The organism is Kitasatospora sp. NPDC002543 (assembly GCF_053594915.1).
In genome coordinates, this window is record NZ_JBSFWR010000024.1 from 40,581 (window position 1) to 59,537 (window position 18,957).

2 protein-coding genes are annotated in these 18,957 nt (G+C 75.4%); both read left to right on the plus strand.

Going from position 1 to position 18,957, the window contains the following annotated elements:
* Positions 1–104 precede the first annotated feature (104 nt).
* On the plus strand, positions 105–6,452 hold the full coding sequence (locus tag ACWD4P_RS13615; protein WP_449779709.1) for an amino acid adenylation domain-containing protein: 6,348 nt from the start codon (positions 105–107) through the stop codon (positions 6,450–6,452).
* 1 nt (position 6,453) lies between these two features.
* Entirely contained in the window at positions 6,454–18,957 is a 12,504-nt protein-coding gene (locus tag ACWD4P_RS13620; protein WP_449779710.1) for an amino acid adenylation domain-containing protein, read from the plus strand.

Here is an 18,957-nt window from a genome sequence, read left to right on the forward strand (position 1 = left end):
ATGCTGCCTCCCTTCTCGCGCGACTTATTCGGTGGAGTATGGAAGTGACAGGAACGAACAGCACCCGGCGCGTTTATCCGGAATCCGACGCCACGCCCGGCGGATTGTCCCCCGTCCAGCTGCGGCTGTGGTTCTTGAACCGGCTCCAGGAATCCGGTGCCGGAGAGACGCTCGCCCGCGCCACGAGGCTCGTCGGCGCCCTCGACCAGGCCGCGCTCAGAGCCGCGCTGGCCGACCTGCTGGCCCGTCACGACCTGCTGCGCACCGTCCACACCGAGCAGGACGGCCGCTGCCGGCCGGAGCCGCGCCCCGCGCGGGAGCCGTTCGCCGACCTGGCGGTGCGCCCCGCCGACCCGGACGGGCTGGACCGCGAGCTGGCGGAGGCGGCGGCCCGCCCCTTCGACCTGACCAGGGACGTTCCGCTGCGCGCCGAGGTGTTCCGGCTCGCCCCCGACGAGCACGTCCTGCTGCTGGTGCTGCACCGCATCGCCGGGGACGAGGCGTCCTGGCGGCCCCTGCTGGACGACCTGGCCGACGCCTACGCCGCCCGCGCCCGCGGCGGGAGCCCCGCACCGGACCGGCCCGTGCAGTACGCCGGGCCGGCGGCCCGGCAGGCCGAGGCGCTCGGCACCGTCGAACGGCCGACCCCGGTCACCACGACCGAACTGGAGTTCTGGCGCGGGGCCCTGGCCGGCGCGCCCGAACAGCTCCAGCTGCCGGCCGACCGCCCGCGCCCGGCCGTCGCCGGCTACCGCAGCGCCCGGCTGCGCCTGCGCCTGGACGCCGACGGCCACCGGGCCGTCGAGGACCTGGCCGCCCGCACCGGCACCGACTCCTTCGCCGTCCTGCACGCCGCGTTCGCCGCCGTGCTGCGCCGCTTCGGCGCGGGCGACGACCTGCCGCTGGGCACCACGCTCAGCGGCCGCGGCCAGGACGAGGCGGCCGTGGTCGGCCCGCTGGAGAACACCGTGGTGCTGCGCACCGCCGTGCCGGACGGCGGGAGCTTCGCCGACCTGGTGCGCGCCTGCGCGGCCACGGCCGCCGCCGCCCGCGCCCACGGCGCGCTGCCCTTCCCGTGGCTGGTCGACGCGCTGCGCCCGGACCGGGCGCTCAACCGGCACCCGCTGTGCCAGGTCGTCCTCGACCTCGCCCGGCCGGTGCCCGCCCCCGACGCCTTCGGCGACCTCGCCGCGCGGCCCCAGGACGTGCCCGCCACCAGCTCGCCGTACGACCTCCACGTGCGGGTGGTGCCGGAGCACCGGGACGGCGCCCCGCAGGGCCTGGACGTCCTCGTCGAGTACAGCCGCGAGCTGTTCGACGAGCCGACCGCGCGCCGCCTCGCCGAGGCCTTCCCCCGGCTGCTCGCCGAGGCCGTCGACGCCCCCGAGCGGGCGCTCGACAGCTTCGACGTGCTGGACGACGCCGAGCGCGAGCGGGTGCTGACCGAGTGGAACGCCACCGCCCGGCCGGTGCCGGACCGCACCGTCGCCGACCTCTTCGAGGAACGGGCGCGCGCCTGCCCGCAGGCACCGGCCGTGGTGCACGCCGGTCGCACCACCAGCTACGCCGAACTGGACGCCCGCGCCAACCGGCTCGCCCGGGCCCTGGCCGACCGGGGCGCCGCCCCCGGCGCCTTCGTCGCCCTCGCGCTGCCCCGCGGCACCGATCTGGTGGCGTCCCTGATCGCGGTCTCCAAGACCGGCGCGGCGTACGTGCCCATCGACCCGGAGTACCCGGCCGAGCGCATCGCCCACGTGCTGTCCGACACCGCGCCCGTCGCCGTCGTCACCGAGCGCGGCGCCGCGGGACGGCTCGCCGGCGACCCGGCCCGGCTGCTCCTGCTGGACGAGCCGGACACCGCGCGCGCACTCGCCGCGCTGCCGGACACCCCGCCGGTCGAGCCGGCGCGCCGCACCCTGGCGGGCGTCGACCAGGCCGCGTACGTCATCCACACCTCCGGCTCCACCGGCCGGCCCAAGGGCGTCGTCGTCGGCCGCCGGGCCCTGGCCAACTTCCTGTCCACCATGGCCGACCTGCTGCCGCTCGGCCCCGCCGACGTGTGGACGGCCGTCACCACCATCGCCTTCGACATCGCCGCCCTGGAGCTGTACCTGCCGCTGGCCCACGGGGCCACCCTGGTGCTCGCCGACCGCGAGACCGCCCGCGACCCGCGGGCCCTGGCCGAGCTGATCACCGGCACCGGCACCACCGTCGTGCAGGCCACCCCCAGCCTGTGGCAGGCGCTGTGCGAGCAGCAGCCCGAGGCCGCGCGCGGACTGCGGATGGCCGTCGGCGGCGAGGCGCTGCCCGCCGCCCTCGCGCGGACGATGCGGGAGCTGGGCACCGAGGTCGTCAACCTCTACGGCCCGACGGAGACCACCATCTGGTCCACCGCCGCCCGGCTCGACGACCGCCCCGGCGCCCCGACCATCGGCCGGCCCGTCGCCAACACCCGGGTCCACGTCCTGGACGCGGCGCTGCGGCCGGTGCCGGTCGGGGTGGCCGGCGACCTGTACATCGGCGGGGCCGGCGTCGCCCACGGCTACCTGGGCCGCCCCGGCCTCACCGCGGAGCGCTTCGTCGCGGACCCCTTCGCCGGCGAGCCCGGCGCGCGCCTCTACCGCACCGGCGACGTGGCCCGCTGGGGCGCCGACGGCAACCTGGAGTTCCTCGGCCGCGGCGACCACCAGGTCAAGGTCCGCGGCTTCCGGATCGAACTCGGCGAGATCGAGGCCGTCCTGGAACGGCACGCCGACGTGGCCCAGGCCGTCGTGGTGGCCAAGGAGCTCCGCCCGGGCGACGTACGGCTGGTGGCCTACGCCGTCGCGGCCGCCGGCCGGCAGCCCGACCCGGCCCGGCTGCGCGAGCACCTGGCGACCGCGCTGCCCGACTACATGGTCCCGGCCGCCGTCGTCCCGCTGACGGAGCTGCCGCTGACCCCCAACGGCAAGGCCGACCGGGCCGCGCTGCCGGTGCCCGCGCTCGGTCCGACCACGGCCCGGCGCGCACCCCGCGTCGCCCGGGAGGAGCAGCTGCACGCGCTGTTCTGCGAGGTGCTGGGAGTCGACGGGATCGGCATCGACGACAGCTTCTTCGACCTCGGCGGGCACTCCCTGCTCGCCACCCGGCTGGTCAGCCGGATCCGGGCCGCGCTGGACGACGAGGTGTCCGTCCGCACCCTCTTCGAGGCCCCGACCGTGGCCGCCCTCGCCCAGCGCCTCGGCGGCTCCGGCACCGGCGGCGGCCCGGTGCGCACGGCCGACCTCGACGGGCCGCTGCCGCTGTCGTACGGACAGCAGCGGCTCTGGTTCCTGCACGAGTTCGAACCGGGCGGCATCGAGTACAACTCGCCGCTGGCCCTGCGGCTGACCGGCGAGCTGGACGCCGCGGGCGCCGAGGAGGCGCTGCGCGGGCTGGTGGCCCGCCACGAGGCGCTGCGCACCACCTTCGACGTCGTCGACGGCCGGGCGAGCCAGCGGGTGCACGACACCGCGCAGGTGCCGGTGCGGCACCTGGACCTGTCCGCGCGCCCGGCCGCCGAGCGCGACCGGGAGCTCGACGCCCTGCTGCGCGAGCACGCCGCCCGCCCCTTCGACCTGCGCCGCGGGCCGCTGCTGCGGGTGGTGCTGGTGCGGCTGTCCGAGCGGGAGCACCTGCTGCTGCTGGACATGCACCACATCGTCACCGACGGCTGGTCCAAGGACGTGCTGGCGCGGGAGTTCTGCGCCCTGTACGAGCAGGCCGCGACCGGCGAGCCGGCGGCCCTGGCACCGCTGCCCGTGCGGTACGCGGACTACGCCGTGTGGCAGCGGGCCGAGGAGGAGCGGCGCAGCGGCGCCGGACCGCGCGAGGACCTGGCCTACTGGCGGCGCCAGTTGGCCGGCGTCGGCCCGCTGGAGCTGCCGACCGACCGGCCCCGCCCGCAGGTCCGTACCACGGCCGGCGACCAGCACGTGTTCACCGTCCCCGCCGAACTCTCCGAGCGGCTCGCCGAGTTGTGCCGGGAGCAGCCCACCACGCTGTTCGGCACGCTGGTGGCGGCCGTCCAGCTGCTGCTGTCCCGCTACGCCCGCCAGCGGGACGTGGCGGTCGGCACGATCGTCTCCGGCCGCGACCGGGTCGAACTGGAGAACGTGCTGGGCTACTTCGTCAACACCCTCGTCCTGCGCGGCGAGGTCCGCCCGGAGGCGACGGTCGGGGAGTTCCTGGCCGGGACCCGGCGCACCGTGCTGGAGGCCCTGACCCACCAGGAACTGCCGTTCGACCGGCTGGTCGAGGAGCTGCAGCCGGAGCGGGACCCGGGCCGCACCCCGCTGTTCCAGGCGGGGGTGACGCTCAAGCGGGTGCAGGCCGTCGAGTCGCGCGGGCTGCGGGCCGAGGAGGTCCGGCTGCCCAGGATCAACGCCATGTTCGACCTGGGCTTCGAGTTCGAGGAGCGGGACGGCGAGCTGTCCTGCCGGCTGGAGTACAACACCGACCTGTTCGACCGCACCACCGCCGAGCGGATGGCCGAGCACGTGCTGGTGCTGCTGGCGGGGCTCTCCTCCGGCGCGCACCGCACGCTGGGCGAGCTGCCGCTGATGACGGAGGAGGAGCGGCGGCTGGTCACCGAGCGGTGGAGCGGCCCCGCGGCCCCGCCCGCCGGGCGCGACCACCCGAGCGTGCCCGCGATGCTGGCCGAGCAGGTCCGGCTGCGCCCGGGGGCGACCGCCCTGGTGAACGGCGACCGCACCCTCACCTTCGAGGAACTGCACGCGTGGGCCGACTCGCTCGCCCACCGTCTGGTGCGGTGGGGGGTCCGCCCGGGCAGCGTCGTCGCCGTGCGCACCCGCCGCGGCCCGGAGATGACCGTCGGCCAGCTGGCCGTCCTCAAGGCGGGCGCCGCCGCCCTGCCGCTGGACCCGGCCGTCCCGGCGGACCGGGCCGACTACATCCTGCGCGACGCCGCCGTGCGCGTCGTCGTCACCCAGCGGGAGCTCGCCGACGGCCCGGTGCCCGAGGACGGCCTGGTGCTGTACGTCGAGGACGACGACGGCCAGGACGCGGGCGGACCGCCCGAGGTCCGCACCGGCCACGGCGACCTCGCGTACGTGTTCTACACCTCGGGCTCCACGGGCCGGCCCAAGGGCGTGCAGATCGAGCACGGCAACGTGCTGAACCTGATGCGGTGGTACCACGAGCACTACCGGGTGGGACCGGAGGACCGGGCCTCGCAGCTGGTCGCGCCGGGCTTCGACCCGACCGTGCTGGAGCAGTGGGCCAACCTCTCCGCCGGGGCCGGCCTGTGGTTCGTCCCCGACGAGGCGCTCGACGACCCCTACCTGCTCACCGAGTGGATCGTGGCCAACCGGATCACGCTCGCCGTCGTCCCGGCGCCGCGGCTGGAGTCCGTGCTGGACCAGCCCGGCGTCTACCGGGGAGCGCTGCGCTACATGCTCACCGGCGCGGACGTGGTCCGCCGCCGGCTGCCCGCGGACGCCCCGTTCACGCTGGTCAACCACTACGGCCCGACCGAGACCACGGTGCTGACCACGGCGGCCGTGCTGCGCGAGCGCGGGGACGCCAGTGACGAACGGCTGCCGTCCATCGGCTCGGCCATCGCCGGGACCCGCACCTACGTGCTCGACGAGCACCAGCGCCCGGTGCCGGTCGGCGTGCCCGGCGAACTGTACGTCGGCGGCCTCGGCGTGGCCCGCGGCTACCTCAACCGGCCGGAGCTGACCGCCGAACGCTTCGTCCGCACCGCGTTCGCGCCGGGAGAACGGCTGTACCGCACGGGCGACCTCGTGCGCTGGCTGCCCGACGGCGAACTGGACTTCATGGGACGCCTGGACAACCAGGTCAAGGTCCGCGGCTACCGCATCGAACTGGGCGAGGTGGAGACCGCCCTGCTGCGGCTGCCCGGCGTGGCCAAGGCCGCGGTGGTGGCCGAGACCGGCGGCTCCGGGTCCGCGGTGCTGACCGGGTACGTCGTGCCGGACGGCGCCGGCGAACCCGACCCCGAGCAGCTGCGGGAGAAGCTCGCCGCCGACCTGCCCGAGTACATGGTCCCGGCGCACCTGCTCGTCCTGGCGGCCTTCCCGGAGACCACCAGCGGCAAGATCGACCGCAACGCCCTGCCCAAGCCGTCCGCCAGGCCCGGCCACCGGCGCACCTACACCGCGCCCCGCAACGCGGTGGAACGGGCGCTGACCGCCGTCTGGGAGGAGGTCCTGGACACCGAGCGGATCGGCGTCCTGGACGACCTGGCCGCCCTGGGCGCCAGCTCCGTCCTCACCCTGCTGACCGTCTCCCGCATCCGCGAGGTCTTCGGCGTCACCGTCTCGGTGCGCGAGGTCTTCACCGCACGGAACGTCGCCGACCTGGCCGGCGTGGTCCGCACCAAGGCCCGCGCCCAGCTGCGCCGGCCCGAGCCGGACGCCGCCACCCGCACCAGCGCCCGAGGGGAATGACATGTACGACCAGACCGCCGGTGCACCCGAACCGGACGACTTCGACCTCATGGACGACGCCGCCCTCGACGCGCTGCTGGAGCAGCGGCTGAACGACCGGGCGGGCGCGGCGCAGGAGCGGACCGACACCCTCCGGCCCGTCGACGACGACCTGCCCGCCCCGCTCTCCTTCGGGCAGGAGCGGCTGTGGTTCCTCGACCGCTACGAGTCCGGCGGCATCGAGTACAACTCGGCCGTCGGGCTGCACCTGCGCGGCGAGCTGGACACCGCGGCCCTCACCGCCGCGCTCGGCCGGCTCGTCGAGCGCCACGAGCCGCTGCGCACCACCTTCGCCGTCGTCGACGGCCGGCCGCGGCAGGTGGTGCGCCCGGCCGCCCCGGTCGACCTCGACGTGCGGGACCTGACGGACCTGCCCGAGCGGGACCGGCCGGCGCGGGCGGACGACCTGCTGCGGGCCGAACTGGGCCGCCCCTTCGACCTCGTCGAGGGGCCGCTGCTGCGGGCCGTGCTGCTGCGCCTGGGCGCCACCGAGCACACCCTGCTGGTCAACATGCACCACATCGCCGCCGACGGCTGGTCCAAGGGCGTGTTCGCCCGCGAGCTGGGCGTGTTCTACGCGGACGCGGACGCGGACGCGGCGCAGGGCCGGGACGGCGGGCTGCCGCCGCTGCCGGCGCGCTACCGCGACTACGCCGCCTGGCAGCGCGAGCAGCTGACCGACGACCGGCTGGAGTCCGAACTCGCCTACTGGAAGGGCACCCTGGCGGACGTCGAGCCGCTGGAGCTGCCCACCGACCGGCCCCGGCCCGCCGTCCGCACCACCAACGGGGCGCTGGCGCCGTTCCGCGTCCCGGCCGAGGTCGGCCGGGCCCTGGCCGACCTCGGGAAGCGGCACGACGGCACCCTGTTCTCGGTGCTGGTGGCCGCCACCCAGGTGCTGCTGGCGCGCTACTCCCGGCAGCGGGACATCGCCGTCGGCACCGTCTCCATGGGGCGGGAGCGCAGCGAACTGGAGCCGCTGGTCGGCTTCTTCGTCAACACCCTGGTGCTGCGCTCGGAGGTGGACGCCGACCTGCCCTTCACCGAGTTCCTGGGCCGGGTCACCGACACCGTGTGGGACGCCCTCGCCCACCAGGACCTGCCCTTCGACCGGCTGGTGGACGCGCTGCGCATCGAGCGGGACCCGAGCCGCACCCCGCTGGTGCAGGCCGCGGTCGTCCTGCAGAACACCCCCGCGGGGGAGGTCGAGCTGCCCGGCCTGGACGTGACGGAGTTCCGGCCGCCGTCGGTGTCCTCGATCTTCGACCTGACGCTGGAGTTCGCCGAGACCGCCTCAGGGGAGCTGACCGGCACCGTCGAGTACAACACCGACCTGTTCGACGCCGGGACGATGGCCCGCTTCACCGGGCACCTCGGCGAACTCCTCGCGGGCATCGCCGCCGACCCGGCCCGCCCGGTCGGGGACCTCCCGCTGCTGACCGCCGAGGAGGACCACCTCCTCGCCCGCGAGTGGGGCGACAACCGGATCCCGTACCCGGCCGACGCCACCGTGCACGGCCTGGTCGCCGACCGGGCCCGGAGCGGCCCCGACGCCGTCGCCGTCGACGGCCCGGCCGGCCGGCTGTCCTACCGCGAGCTGGAGGAGCGCGCCAACCGGCTCGCCCGCCACCTCGTGGCCCGCGGCGCCGAGCCCGGCGGCCACGTCGCGGTCTGCCTGCCGCGCGGCGCCGACTTCTACGTGGCGCTGCTGGCCGTCCTCAAGGCGGGCTGCGCCTACGTGCCGCTGGACCCGGACCACCCGGCCGAGCGGCTGGCGCACATCCTGGACGACACCCGGGCACCGCTGTGCCTCACCGACCGGGACCTCGCCGGCCGGCTGCCCGCCGGCCGCACCGGCACCGTCCTGCTGGACGAGGAGGCCGAGGCGATCGCCGCCCTCCCGCAGGACGACCCCGGGGTGGCCGTCGGCCCCGGCGACGCGGCGTACGTGCTGTACACCTCCGGCTCCACCGGCACGCCGAAGGGCGTCGTCGTCGAGCACCGCTCGATCGTCCGGCTGGTCAGCGGCAACGACTACGCGCCGCTGCACCCGGACGACGTGGTGGCCCAGGCCGCCGACGTCACCTTCGACGCCGCCACCTTCGAGATCTGGGGCGCCCTGACCGCCGGCGCCCGGATCGTCCCGGTGGACCGGGAGACCCTGCTGGACGCCCGGGCGCTGACCGCGGCGATCGACCGGCTGGGCGTCACCACCATGTGGCTGACCGCCGGGCTGTTCGACCAGGTGGCGGCCGTCGACCCGGCCGCCTTCGGCAAGCTGCGCAACCTGCTGTTCGGCGGGGACGCCGTCAACCCGCGCCGGGTGGCCCAGGTCCTCGCGGCCGCGCCGCCGCAGCGCCTGGTCAACGGCTACGGCCCCACCGAGACCACCACCTTCGCGACCTGGCACCACGTCGTCGAGGGCGACGGGACCACCCCCGTCCCGATCGGCCGGCCCATCGCCAACACGTCGGTGCACGTCCTGGACGAGCGCCGCTCGCGGGTGCCGGTCGGCGTCCCCGGGGAGCTGTACATCGGCGGTCCGGGCGTGGCCCGCGGCTACCTCAACCTGCCCGAGCTGACCGAGGAACGGTTCTGCGCCGACCCGTACTCCGACACCCCGCAGGCCCGCCTCTACCGCACCGGTGACCTGGTGCGCTGGCGCTCCGACGGCACCCTGGAGTTCCTGGGCCGCACCGACCACCAGGTCAAGGTGCGCGGCTACCGCATCGAACCGGGCGAGATCGAGTCCGTCCTCGAACAGCATCCGGCGGTCTCCGCCGCCGTGGTGACGGTCCGTCAGGACGGCGGCCGCAAGCAACTCGTCGGCTACGTGCGGCAGTCCGACGGCGGGCAGGTCGACCCGGCCGGGCTGCGCGCCTTCGCCGAGTCCCGGCTGCCCGGCTACCTGGTGCCCTCCGCCCTCGTCGTCCTCGCCGAGTTCCCGCTCACCGCCAGCGGCAAGCTGGACCGGCGGGCCCTGCCCGCGCCCACCGAACAGCACACCCCCGGGGCCGACTTCACCGCCCCGGCCGGCGAGGCCGAGCAGGCCCTGGCCCGGGTGTGGACCGAGGTGCTCGGCATCGAGCGGGTCGGCACCCGCGACAACTTCTTCGACCTCGGCGGGGACTCCATCCTCAGCATCCAGGTCGTCGCCAAGGCCCGGCAGGCCGGGTGGGAACTCACCTCCAAGGACGTCTTCGCCCGGCAGACGGTCGCGGAGCTGGCGCGGGCCGCCGTCCCGGTCACCGCCGCGGTCGACACCGCGCCGGTCACCGGGGAGGCGCCGCTCACCCCCGTGCAGCGCTGGTTCTTCGCCCACCACACCCGCGCCCCGCACCACTTCAACCAGTCGGTGCTGCTCACCCTCGCCCCGGGCACCGACGAGCGGGCGCTGGCCGAGGCACTGCGCGCGGTGGTCACGCACCACGACGCGCTGCGGATGCGCTTCCCCGGCCGGGGCGCCGCCCTGCGCCAGGTCAACCTGCCGGTGGGGGAGGACATCGCCCTGGAGCGGGTCGACCTCGGCCACCTGGCGGCCGGGGAGCGGCGCGACGCCGAGGCCGCGCTGGCCGAACAGGCCCAGGCCGGCCTGGACGTCGAGGACGGGCCGCTGCTGCGCGCCGTGCTGTTCGCCGGCGCGCCGGACGAGCCGTCCCGGCTGTTCCTGACCGTCCACCACCTGGTCGTCGACGGGGTGTCCTGGCGGATCCTGCTGGACGACCTGGAGCGGGCGGTCTCCCAGGCGGCGGCCGGCCGGCCGGTGGACCTGGGAGCCAAGACCACCTCCTTCCTCGACTGGGCCCGCCGACTGGCCGGGCACGTCGCGGACGGCGGGTTCGACGCCGAAGCGGACCACTGGCGGGAGGTGGCCGCCCTGCCGGCCGCCGCCCTGCCGGTCGACCGCGACGGCGAGAACACCATGGCGGCGGTGCGCGAGGTGCGCGCCGGGCTGGACGCCGAGGCCACCGACGCCCTGCTGCGGCAGGTCCCGGCGGTCTACCGCACCCAGGTCAACGACATCCTGCTCGCCGCGCTCGGCCGGACCCTGTGCCGGTGGACCGGCGAGGAGCAGGTGGTCGTCGACCTGGAGGGGCACGGCCGCGAGGAGATCCTCGACGGGGTCGACGTCTCGCGGACCGCGGGCTGGTTCACCTCGATCTTCCCCGTCCTGCTGAGCGCCCCGCACGGGGCCGGCGCGGGCGACCTGATCAAGTCGGTGAAGGAGGGCCTGCGGGCCGTCCCGCAGCGCGGCATCGGCTACGGCGGGCTGCGCTACCCGGCCGACGGCCCGTCCGCGCTGCCCGAGTGCGCCCCCGCCGTCAGCTTCAACTACCTGGGGCAGTGGCAGGACGTCGCCGACGACGGCCTGTACGCGGCCGTCGAGTTCGACTTCGGCCGGGACCACAGCCCGCTCGAGCTGCGCCCGCACCTGCTCGACATCGTCGGCGAAGTGCGCGGCGGCCGACTGGAGTTCACCCTCCACTACGCGAGCGACGTGCACGACGAGGCGACCGTGCGGGCCCTGGCCGACGGACTGGTCGACGCGGTGCGCGCCCTGATCGGCCACTGCCTGCGGCCGGGAGTCGGCGGCGCCACCCCCTCCGACTTCCCGCTGGCCGGCCTCGACCAGGCCGCCGTGGACCGCCTGGTCGGATCCGGCGACCGGGTCGAGGACGTCTACCCGCTCACGCCCATGCAGAGCGGCATGCTCTTCCACGCCCTCACCGAACCCGACGGCGCCTACCTCGATCACGTCTCCTTCCTGCTGGAGGGCGCCGGCGACACCGACGCGCTGGGCACGGCCTGGCAGCGGGTCGTCGAGGCGACCCCGGCCCTGCGCACCCACCTGGTGTGGGAGGGCGTCGACCGCCCCCTGCAGGTCGTCCGCTCCGACGTCCGTCCGGACGTCCGGACGCTCGACTGGCGCGGCCTCGACGAGAAGGAACGGGCGCGTCTGCTCACCGAGTTGACGGCGCAGGAGCGGCGCGCCGGGCTGGACCTGGCGGCCGGCCCGCTGAGCCGCGTGGTGCTGGCCCGGGAGGCCGACGACGCCACCCGGGTGGTGTGGACCTTCCACCACGTCGTCCTCGACGGCTGGAGCATCTCCCGGATCCTCGGCGACCTCTTCGCCCACTACCGGGCACTCGCCGACGGCACGGCGGTGCCCGAGGACACCCTCCGGGCCCGGCCCCCGTTCCGCGACTACGTCCAGTGGCTCGCCCGCCAGGACGCCGCCGCGGCCGAGGGGCACTGGCGCCGGGTGCTGGCCGGGCTGACCTCGCCCACCCCGCTGCCCTACGACCGCCGCCCCGCCCCGGGCCACCAGTCCGAGGCCGCCGACCGGATCCGGGTGGAGCTCGCGCCGGAGGACTGCGCCGCGCTCTCCGAGCGCGCCCGCGGCCACCGGCTCACCCTCAACACCATGGTGCAGGGTGCCTGGGCGCTGCTGCTGTCCCGCTACAGCGGTGAGGAGGACGTCTGCTTCGGCTCCACCGTCGCGGGGCGCCCGGCCGACCTGCCCGGCGTGTCGGAGATGGTCGGCAACTTCCTCAACACCATTCCGGTGCGCACCCGGGCGGCCAAGGACCAGGACGTGCTGGCCTGGCTGCGGCAGCTCCAGGACGAGCAGGTCGAGGCCCGCGGCTACGAGTACTCACCGCTGACCCAGGTGCAGGCCGCCTCCGAACTCCCGCGCGGCACCCGGCTCTTCGACAGCATCGTGGTCTTCGAGAACTACCCGGGCAACGGCCAGGCCGCGGCCGAGCACGGACTGGCCGTCACCGGCGTCACCGCGGTGGACACCACCAGCTACCCGCTGGACCTGACCGCCTACCTCGACGGCGACCGCCTCGCCCTCCAACTCGCCTACGACGCCGCCCTGTTCGACGGCGAGCGGGTATCGCGGATGGCCGATCACCTGGCCGAGCTGCTGCGCGGCATGGCCCACGGACCGGACCGGACCGTGGCGGAGCTGCCGATGCTCCCCGAGCGGGAACGGGAGCTGCTGCTCGGCGGGCTGAGCGGCTCGACGCTGCCCTTCGACCGCGACACCTGCCTGCACCAGCTGATCGCCCGGCAGGCCCGGCGCGTCCCGGACAACGACGCGGTGGTCTTCGGCGGAGCCACGCTGAGCTACGCCGAACTGGACGAGATGGCGGACCGGCTGGCCCAGGAGCTCGCCGCGCGCGGCGTGGGCGCCGGCTCGGTCGTCGCGATCTGCGTGGAGCGCGGGCTGCACATGGTCGTCGCCCTGCTCGGCGTGCTCAAGGCCGGCGGCGCCTACCTGCCGCTGGACCCGGCCCACCCCGCCGACCGGCTGGAGTACGTCCTGGCCGACAGCGCCGCCGCCCTGGTGATCACCCAGTCCGCGGTGGCCGGCCGGATCCCCGGCGAGGTGCCGCTGCTGCGCCTGGACGAGGAGTGGCCGCGGATCGCCCGGCTCCCCGCCCGGACCCCGGACTCCGGCGTCACCCCCGGCCACCCCGCCTACCTGATCTACACCTCCGGCTCCACCGGGCGGCCCAAGGGCGTCCTGGTCGAGCACCGCAGCGTGGCGTTCGCCGCCGAGTCCTGGAAGCTGGTGTACCGGACCGGGGAGGAACCGCCCGCCCGCCAGCTCAACGTCGCCAGCATGTCCTTCGACGTGTTCGTCTCCGACCTGGCGCACGTGCTCTGCCACGGCGGCGCGCTGGTCATCGCGCCCGCCGAGGCCACCACCGAGCCCGGGCAGCTGCTGGACCTGATGCACAGCGCCCGGGTCACCCACCTGGAGACCGTCCCCTCCCTGGCCAACGCGCTGGTCGAGGAGGCCGAGCGGCGCGGCACCGGACTGCCGCCGCTGCGCTTCCTCGCCGTCGGCTCCGACAACTGGCGCACCCAGGACTGCCGCCGACTGCTCGCGCAGACGGCCGAGGGCACCGTCGTCCTCAACTCCTACGGCGTCACCGAGGCCACCGTCGAGTCCTGCGCGTACGTCGTGCACGCGGACCGGCTGCCGGACGGCCCCGGCGTACCGGTCGGGCAGGCGATCCCCGGCGTGCGCACCTACGTCCTCGACGAGGCGGGCCGGCCGGTGCCGGCCGGCGTGGTCGGCGAGCTGTACCTGGGCGGCCCCGGCGTGGCCCGGGGCTACCTGAACCGGCCCGAGCTGACCGAGGAGCGGTTCCTGCCCGACCCCTTCTCGGCCGAGCCCGGAGCCCGGCTGTACCGCACCGGCGACATGGTCCGGCGCCGGGCCGATGGCGACATCGAGTTCGCCGGCCGGGCCGACGACCAGGTCAAGATCAGGGGCTTCCGGATCGAACTGGCCGAGGTCGAGGCCGCCCTGCGGCGCCACCCCGCGGTGGCCGACGCGGTGGTCGCCGCGCGCACCGACGGCGGCACCCCGGCCCGGCTGGTCGGCTACGCCGTGACCGCGGCGGGACACCCGTTCGCCGCTGCCGAGCTGCGCGCCCACCTGGAGGACGTGCTGCCGCGCTACATGGTGCCCGCGGTGCTCGTCGAACTGGCCGCACTGCCGCTGAACAGCAACGGCAAGGTCGACCGCCGTGCCCTGCCCGCCCCGGCCCCGGAGGCGGCGCGCGGCAGCGGGCACCTGGCACCGCGCAACCCCGTGGAGGAGGCCCTCGCCGAGGTCTGGGCCCAAGTCCTCCGGGTCGACCGGGTCGGGGTCGAGGACAACTTCTTCGACCTCGGCGGCGACTCCATCCTGAGCATCCAAGTCGTGACCCGAGCACGGCAGAAGGGGATCACATTGTCGTCCAAGGACTTGTTCGCCCATCAGACGGTCGCCGAGCTGGCGTTCGCGACGACCGCCGCCGACCCGGCCGGGAAGACCGTCGAGACCCGGCGCTCCGAGCCGGCGGTGGGCCGGGTACCGCTGACCCCGATCCAGCGCACCTTCTTCGACCGCCACCGGGTCGCGCCCCACCACTCCACCATGTCGGTGCTCGTCACCCTCTCCGGGGCGCCGGACACCGCCGCGCTGCGCCGCGCCCTCGACGCCCTGCTCGACCACCACGACCAGCTGCGCGCCCGCTACACCAGCGCGTACGGGCGGTGGCAGCAGGAGGTGACCGCCCCGGGCGCCGGCTGGCCGCTGGAGGAGGTCGACCTGGCCGGGCACGACGCGCCCGAGGAGGAGATGCACCGGGCCGCGACCGCCGCCCAGGCCGGCTTCGACCTCGCCGCCGGCCGCCCGGTCGCCGCGGTGCTCTTCCACCCCGGCGAGGGCCGCGACCACCAGCTCTTCCTGACCGCCCACCACCTCGTGGTCGACGCGGTGTCCTGGCAGCTGCTGCTCACCGACCTGGAGACCGCCTACGCGCAGGCCGCGGCGGGCCGGACGGTCGACCTGGGCGAGCGCACCACCTCCTTCCGCGACTGGGCGCTGCGGCTGTCCGAGCACACCGCGGCGGGCGGCTTCGACGGCGAGCTCGACCACTGGGTGGCCACCGGCCGCCGGGCCGAGGCGGCCCTGCCGGTCGACCGCCCCGGCGAGGCGACGATCGCCTCGGCGGGCGAGGTGCGGGTGACCGTCGGCGAGGAGGACACCCGGGCGCTGCTGCACGACGTCCCGGCGACCTACCGCACCCAGGTCAACGACGTCCTGCTCACCGCGCTCGGCACCGCGCTGGCCGACTGGACCGGCCGCGGGAGCGTGCTGTTCGACCTGGAGGGCCACGGCCGCGAGGACCTCTTCGACGACGTCGACACCAGTCGCACGGCCGGCTGGTTCACCAGCGCCTTCCCGGTGGCCCTCACCCCGTCCGGCGCGGACTGGGGCGAGCGGCTGAAGCAGGTCAAGGAGCAGCTGCGCGCCGTACCGGGGCGCGGCATCGGCTACGGCGCGCTGCGCCACCTGAGCCCGGCCGGCTCACCGGCCGAGATCCTCGCCGAGGCCCCGTCGGCGCAGGTGTGCTTCAACTACCTGGGCCAGGAGGACGAGCCGGCCGCCGACGGCGGACTCGTCCGCGGCGCCCGGCTGGGCTTCGGCACCGAGCAGGCGCCCGAGGAGACCCTGGAGTACCTCCTGGACGTCGTCGCCCAGGTCAGGGCCGGCCGGCTGGAGATCAGCCTGTACCACTCCTCGGCCGTGCACGACACCGCGACCGTCGAGCGGTTCGGCGAGCGGCTGGTCGCCGCGCTGCGCGGCATCGTCGCGCACTGCGCCGAGGCCGGGACGGGCGGCGCCACGCCCTCGGACTTCCCGCTGGCCAAGGTGGACCAGACGACCCTGGACCAGCTCACCGCGCACGGCGGCCGCATCGACGACCTCTACCCGCTGACGCCCATGCAGGGCGGGCTGCTGTTCCACAGCCTCAGCGAGCCCGGCGAGAGCATCTACCTGGGCCACCTGTCGTTCGTCCTGGACGGCGTCGACGACCTGAACGCGCTGGCCGAGGCCTGGCAGCTGCTCACCGACCGCAACGCGATCCTGCGCACCGCCGCCGTCTGGGAGAACGTGGACGACCCGCTGCAGGTGGTGTACCACGACGTCCGGATGCCGGTGCAGCTCCTGGACTGGACGGGCCTCACCGAGGCCGAGCGGGCCGAGAGCTTCGAGCGGCTCCTCGACGAGGAGCGGGCGCGCTCCATGGACCTCACGGTCGCGCCGCTGTCCCGGGTCGTCCTGATCGCCGAGACCGAGCGCAGCGTGCGCACCGTGTGGACCTCGCACCACGTGCTGCTGGACGGCTGGAGCAGCGCGGACCTGCTGGCCGAGCTGCTGGAGCACTACCTGCGGGTGCGCGGCCTCAAGGACGGCCCGCTGCCGGCCCGCCGGCCCTTCCGGGACTACGTGGCCTGGCTGGACCGGCAGGACCCGAGGGCCGCCGAGCGGCACTGGCGCGGCGTCCTGGAGGGCCACACCGAACCGACCCCGCTGCCGGTCGACCACGACCTGCCGGGCACCGAGTGGACCGGGTCGCGGGCACGGATCTCCTTCCAGTTCGAACAGGAGACCTCCGACCTCCTCGCCGAGCTGATCAAGCGCCACCGGCTGACCGTCAACACGCTCGCGCAGGGCGCCTGGGCGCTGCTGCTGTCCCGCTACTCGGGGCGCACCGACGTGTGCTTCGGCTCGGCGGTGTCCGGACGGCCCGCCGACCTGCCCGGCGTCGAGACGATCGCCGGCATCTTCATCAACAACATCCCGGTGCGCACCCGGGTCACCCCCGAGAGCCGGCTGCTGGACTGGCTGGCCGAACTGCAGCGGGAGCAGACCGAGGCGCGCAGCCACGAGTTCGTGTCGCTGTCGCAGATCCGCGGCTGGGCCCAGGTCCAGGCCGGCACCAGCCTGTACGACAGCTACATCGTCGTCGAGAACTACCCGTACGAGGGCGAGATGGGCGCCGAGTACGGGGTGAGCCTGCGGGACCCGCAGGCCATGGAGTTCACCAACTTCCCGATGGTGCTGGCGGTGTTCCCGGCCGGGCGGCTGGCCTTCCGGCTCGCCTACGACCCGGTGCTGTTCGAGCCGGAGACCGCCGAGCGCGTCCTGAACGACCTGCGGGCCGTGCTGGAGGAGATCGCCCGGGAGCCGGAGCGCACCCTCGGCCGGCTCGGCGAGCTCAGCGCCGAGCACCGGCAGGAGGCCATCACCGCGCACCAGGGCCCGCGGATCGCCTTCGACGACCGCCCGGTGCACCTGCAGTTCGCCGAGCAGGCCGAGCGCACCCCGCAGGCCGTCGCCGTCGCCGACCGCGAGGGCCGGCTGACCTTCGCCGAACTCGACGCCGCCGCGAACCGGTTGGCGCACCACCTGGCCGAGCGGGGCGTCGGCGCCCAGACCCCGGTGGCGGTGCTGCTGGAGCGCGGCACGGACCTGGTCACCGCGCTGCTGGCGGTGCTCAAGGCCGGCGGCACCTACTCGCCGGTCGACCCGGCCGCGCCCGCCGAGCGGCTGGCGCTGCTGCTGGAGGACACCGCGGCCCCCGTCGTGATCACCCACGCCGCGCTGCGCGAGCGGCTGCCGCGGGGCGCCACGGTGGTGACCCTGGACGAGGAGCGGGAGGCGATCGTGGCCCGGCCCGGCACGGCGCCTTCGAGCGCCGTCTCCCCGGACGACGCCGCGTACGTCATCCACACCTCCGGTTCGACCGGGCGCCCCAAGGGCGTGGTGGTCGAGCACCGGAGCCTGGCCAACCTGCTGGACAGCCACCGGCGCACCGTCTTCGGCCCGGTCCGGGAGACCGCGCAGGGCCGGCCGGTCCGGGTGGCGCACCTGGCCCCGGCGTCCTTCGACGCCTCCTGGAACCCCGTGCTGTGGCTGGTCGACGGCAACGAGCTGCACATCGTCGACGACACCACCCGCCGGGACGCCCAGGCCCTCGCCGACTACGTCGTCGAGCACGGCGTCGAGTTCCTGCAGACCACCCCGTCCTACGTCCAGCAGCTGTTCGACACCGGCCTGCTGGAGCGGCCCGGGCTGCGGCTGCGCGGACTGGCGCTGGGCGGCGAGCCGATCGGCCAGGCGCTGTGGGACCAGCTGCGGGCCCGCCCCGAGCTGGTGAGCTTCAACTTCTACGGCCCGACCGAGTGCACGGTGGACGCCGTGATCACCCGGCTCGCCGACAGCACCCGCCCGGTGCTGGGCCTCCCCGTGCAGAACACCCGGGCCTACGTCCTGGACGAGGAGCTCAAGCTGCTCCCGGTGGGAGCCCCCGGCGAGCTGTGCCTGGCCGGCGCCGGACTGGCCCGGGAGTACCTGGGCCGGCCCGAGCTGACCGAACGCGCCTTCGTCCGCGCCCCGTTCGGCTCCGGCGAGCGGCTGTACCGCACCGGCGACCGGGTGCGCCGGCTGCCCGACGGCACGCTGGAGTACCTGGGCCGCCTGGACCACCAGATCAAGCTGCGCGGCTACCGCATCGAGCCGGGTGAGATCGAGTACGCGCTGGCCGGCCACCCCGGCGTCGAGGAGGCGGTCGTCGCCGTCCTCGGCGAGGGCGAGGCCAGGCGCCTGGCGGGCTACGTCCGGGTCGCCGACCCGGCGGCCTTCGACGCCGAGGCGGTGACGGGCCACCTCGCCGAGCGGCTGCCGGACTACATGGTGCCGCCCGTGCTGGTGCCGCTGGCGCAGTTCCCGCTCAACCCCAACGGCAAGGTGGACCGCAAGGCCCTGCTGGAGACGGGCACGCCGCAGGCCGAGGGCTCCGGCTACGTGGAGCCGCGGACCGACACCGAGAAGGCGCTGGCGAAGATCTGGGCCGACGTCCTGGAGGTGGACCGGGTCGGCGCCCACGACAACTTCTTCAGCCTCGGCGGGCACTCCATCCTCAGCCTGAAGACGCTCTCCCAGATCAAGCGGGCCTTCGGCGTCCGGCCGACGTTCCGCGAGCTGCTGGACACCCCGACGCTCGCCGGCTTCGCCGAGCTGATCGAGGAGACCCTGCTGCGGGAGCTGGAGAAGGCCGCGGCCGCGGACGCCGGGGCGGGCGACGCCGACACGGAACGGAAGGCCTGA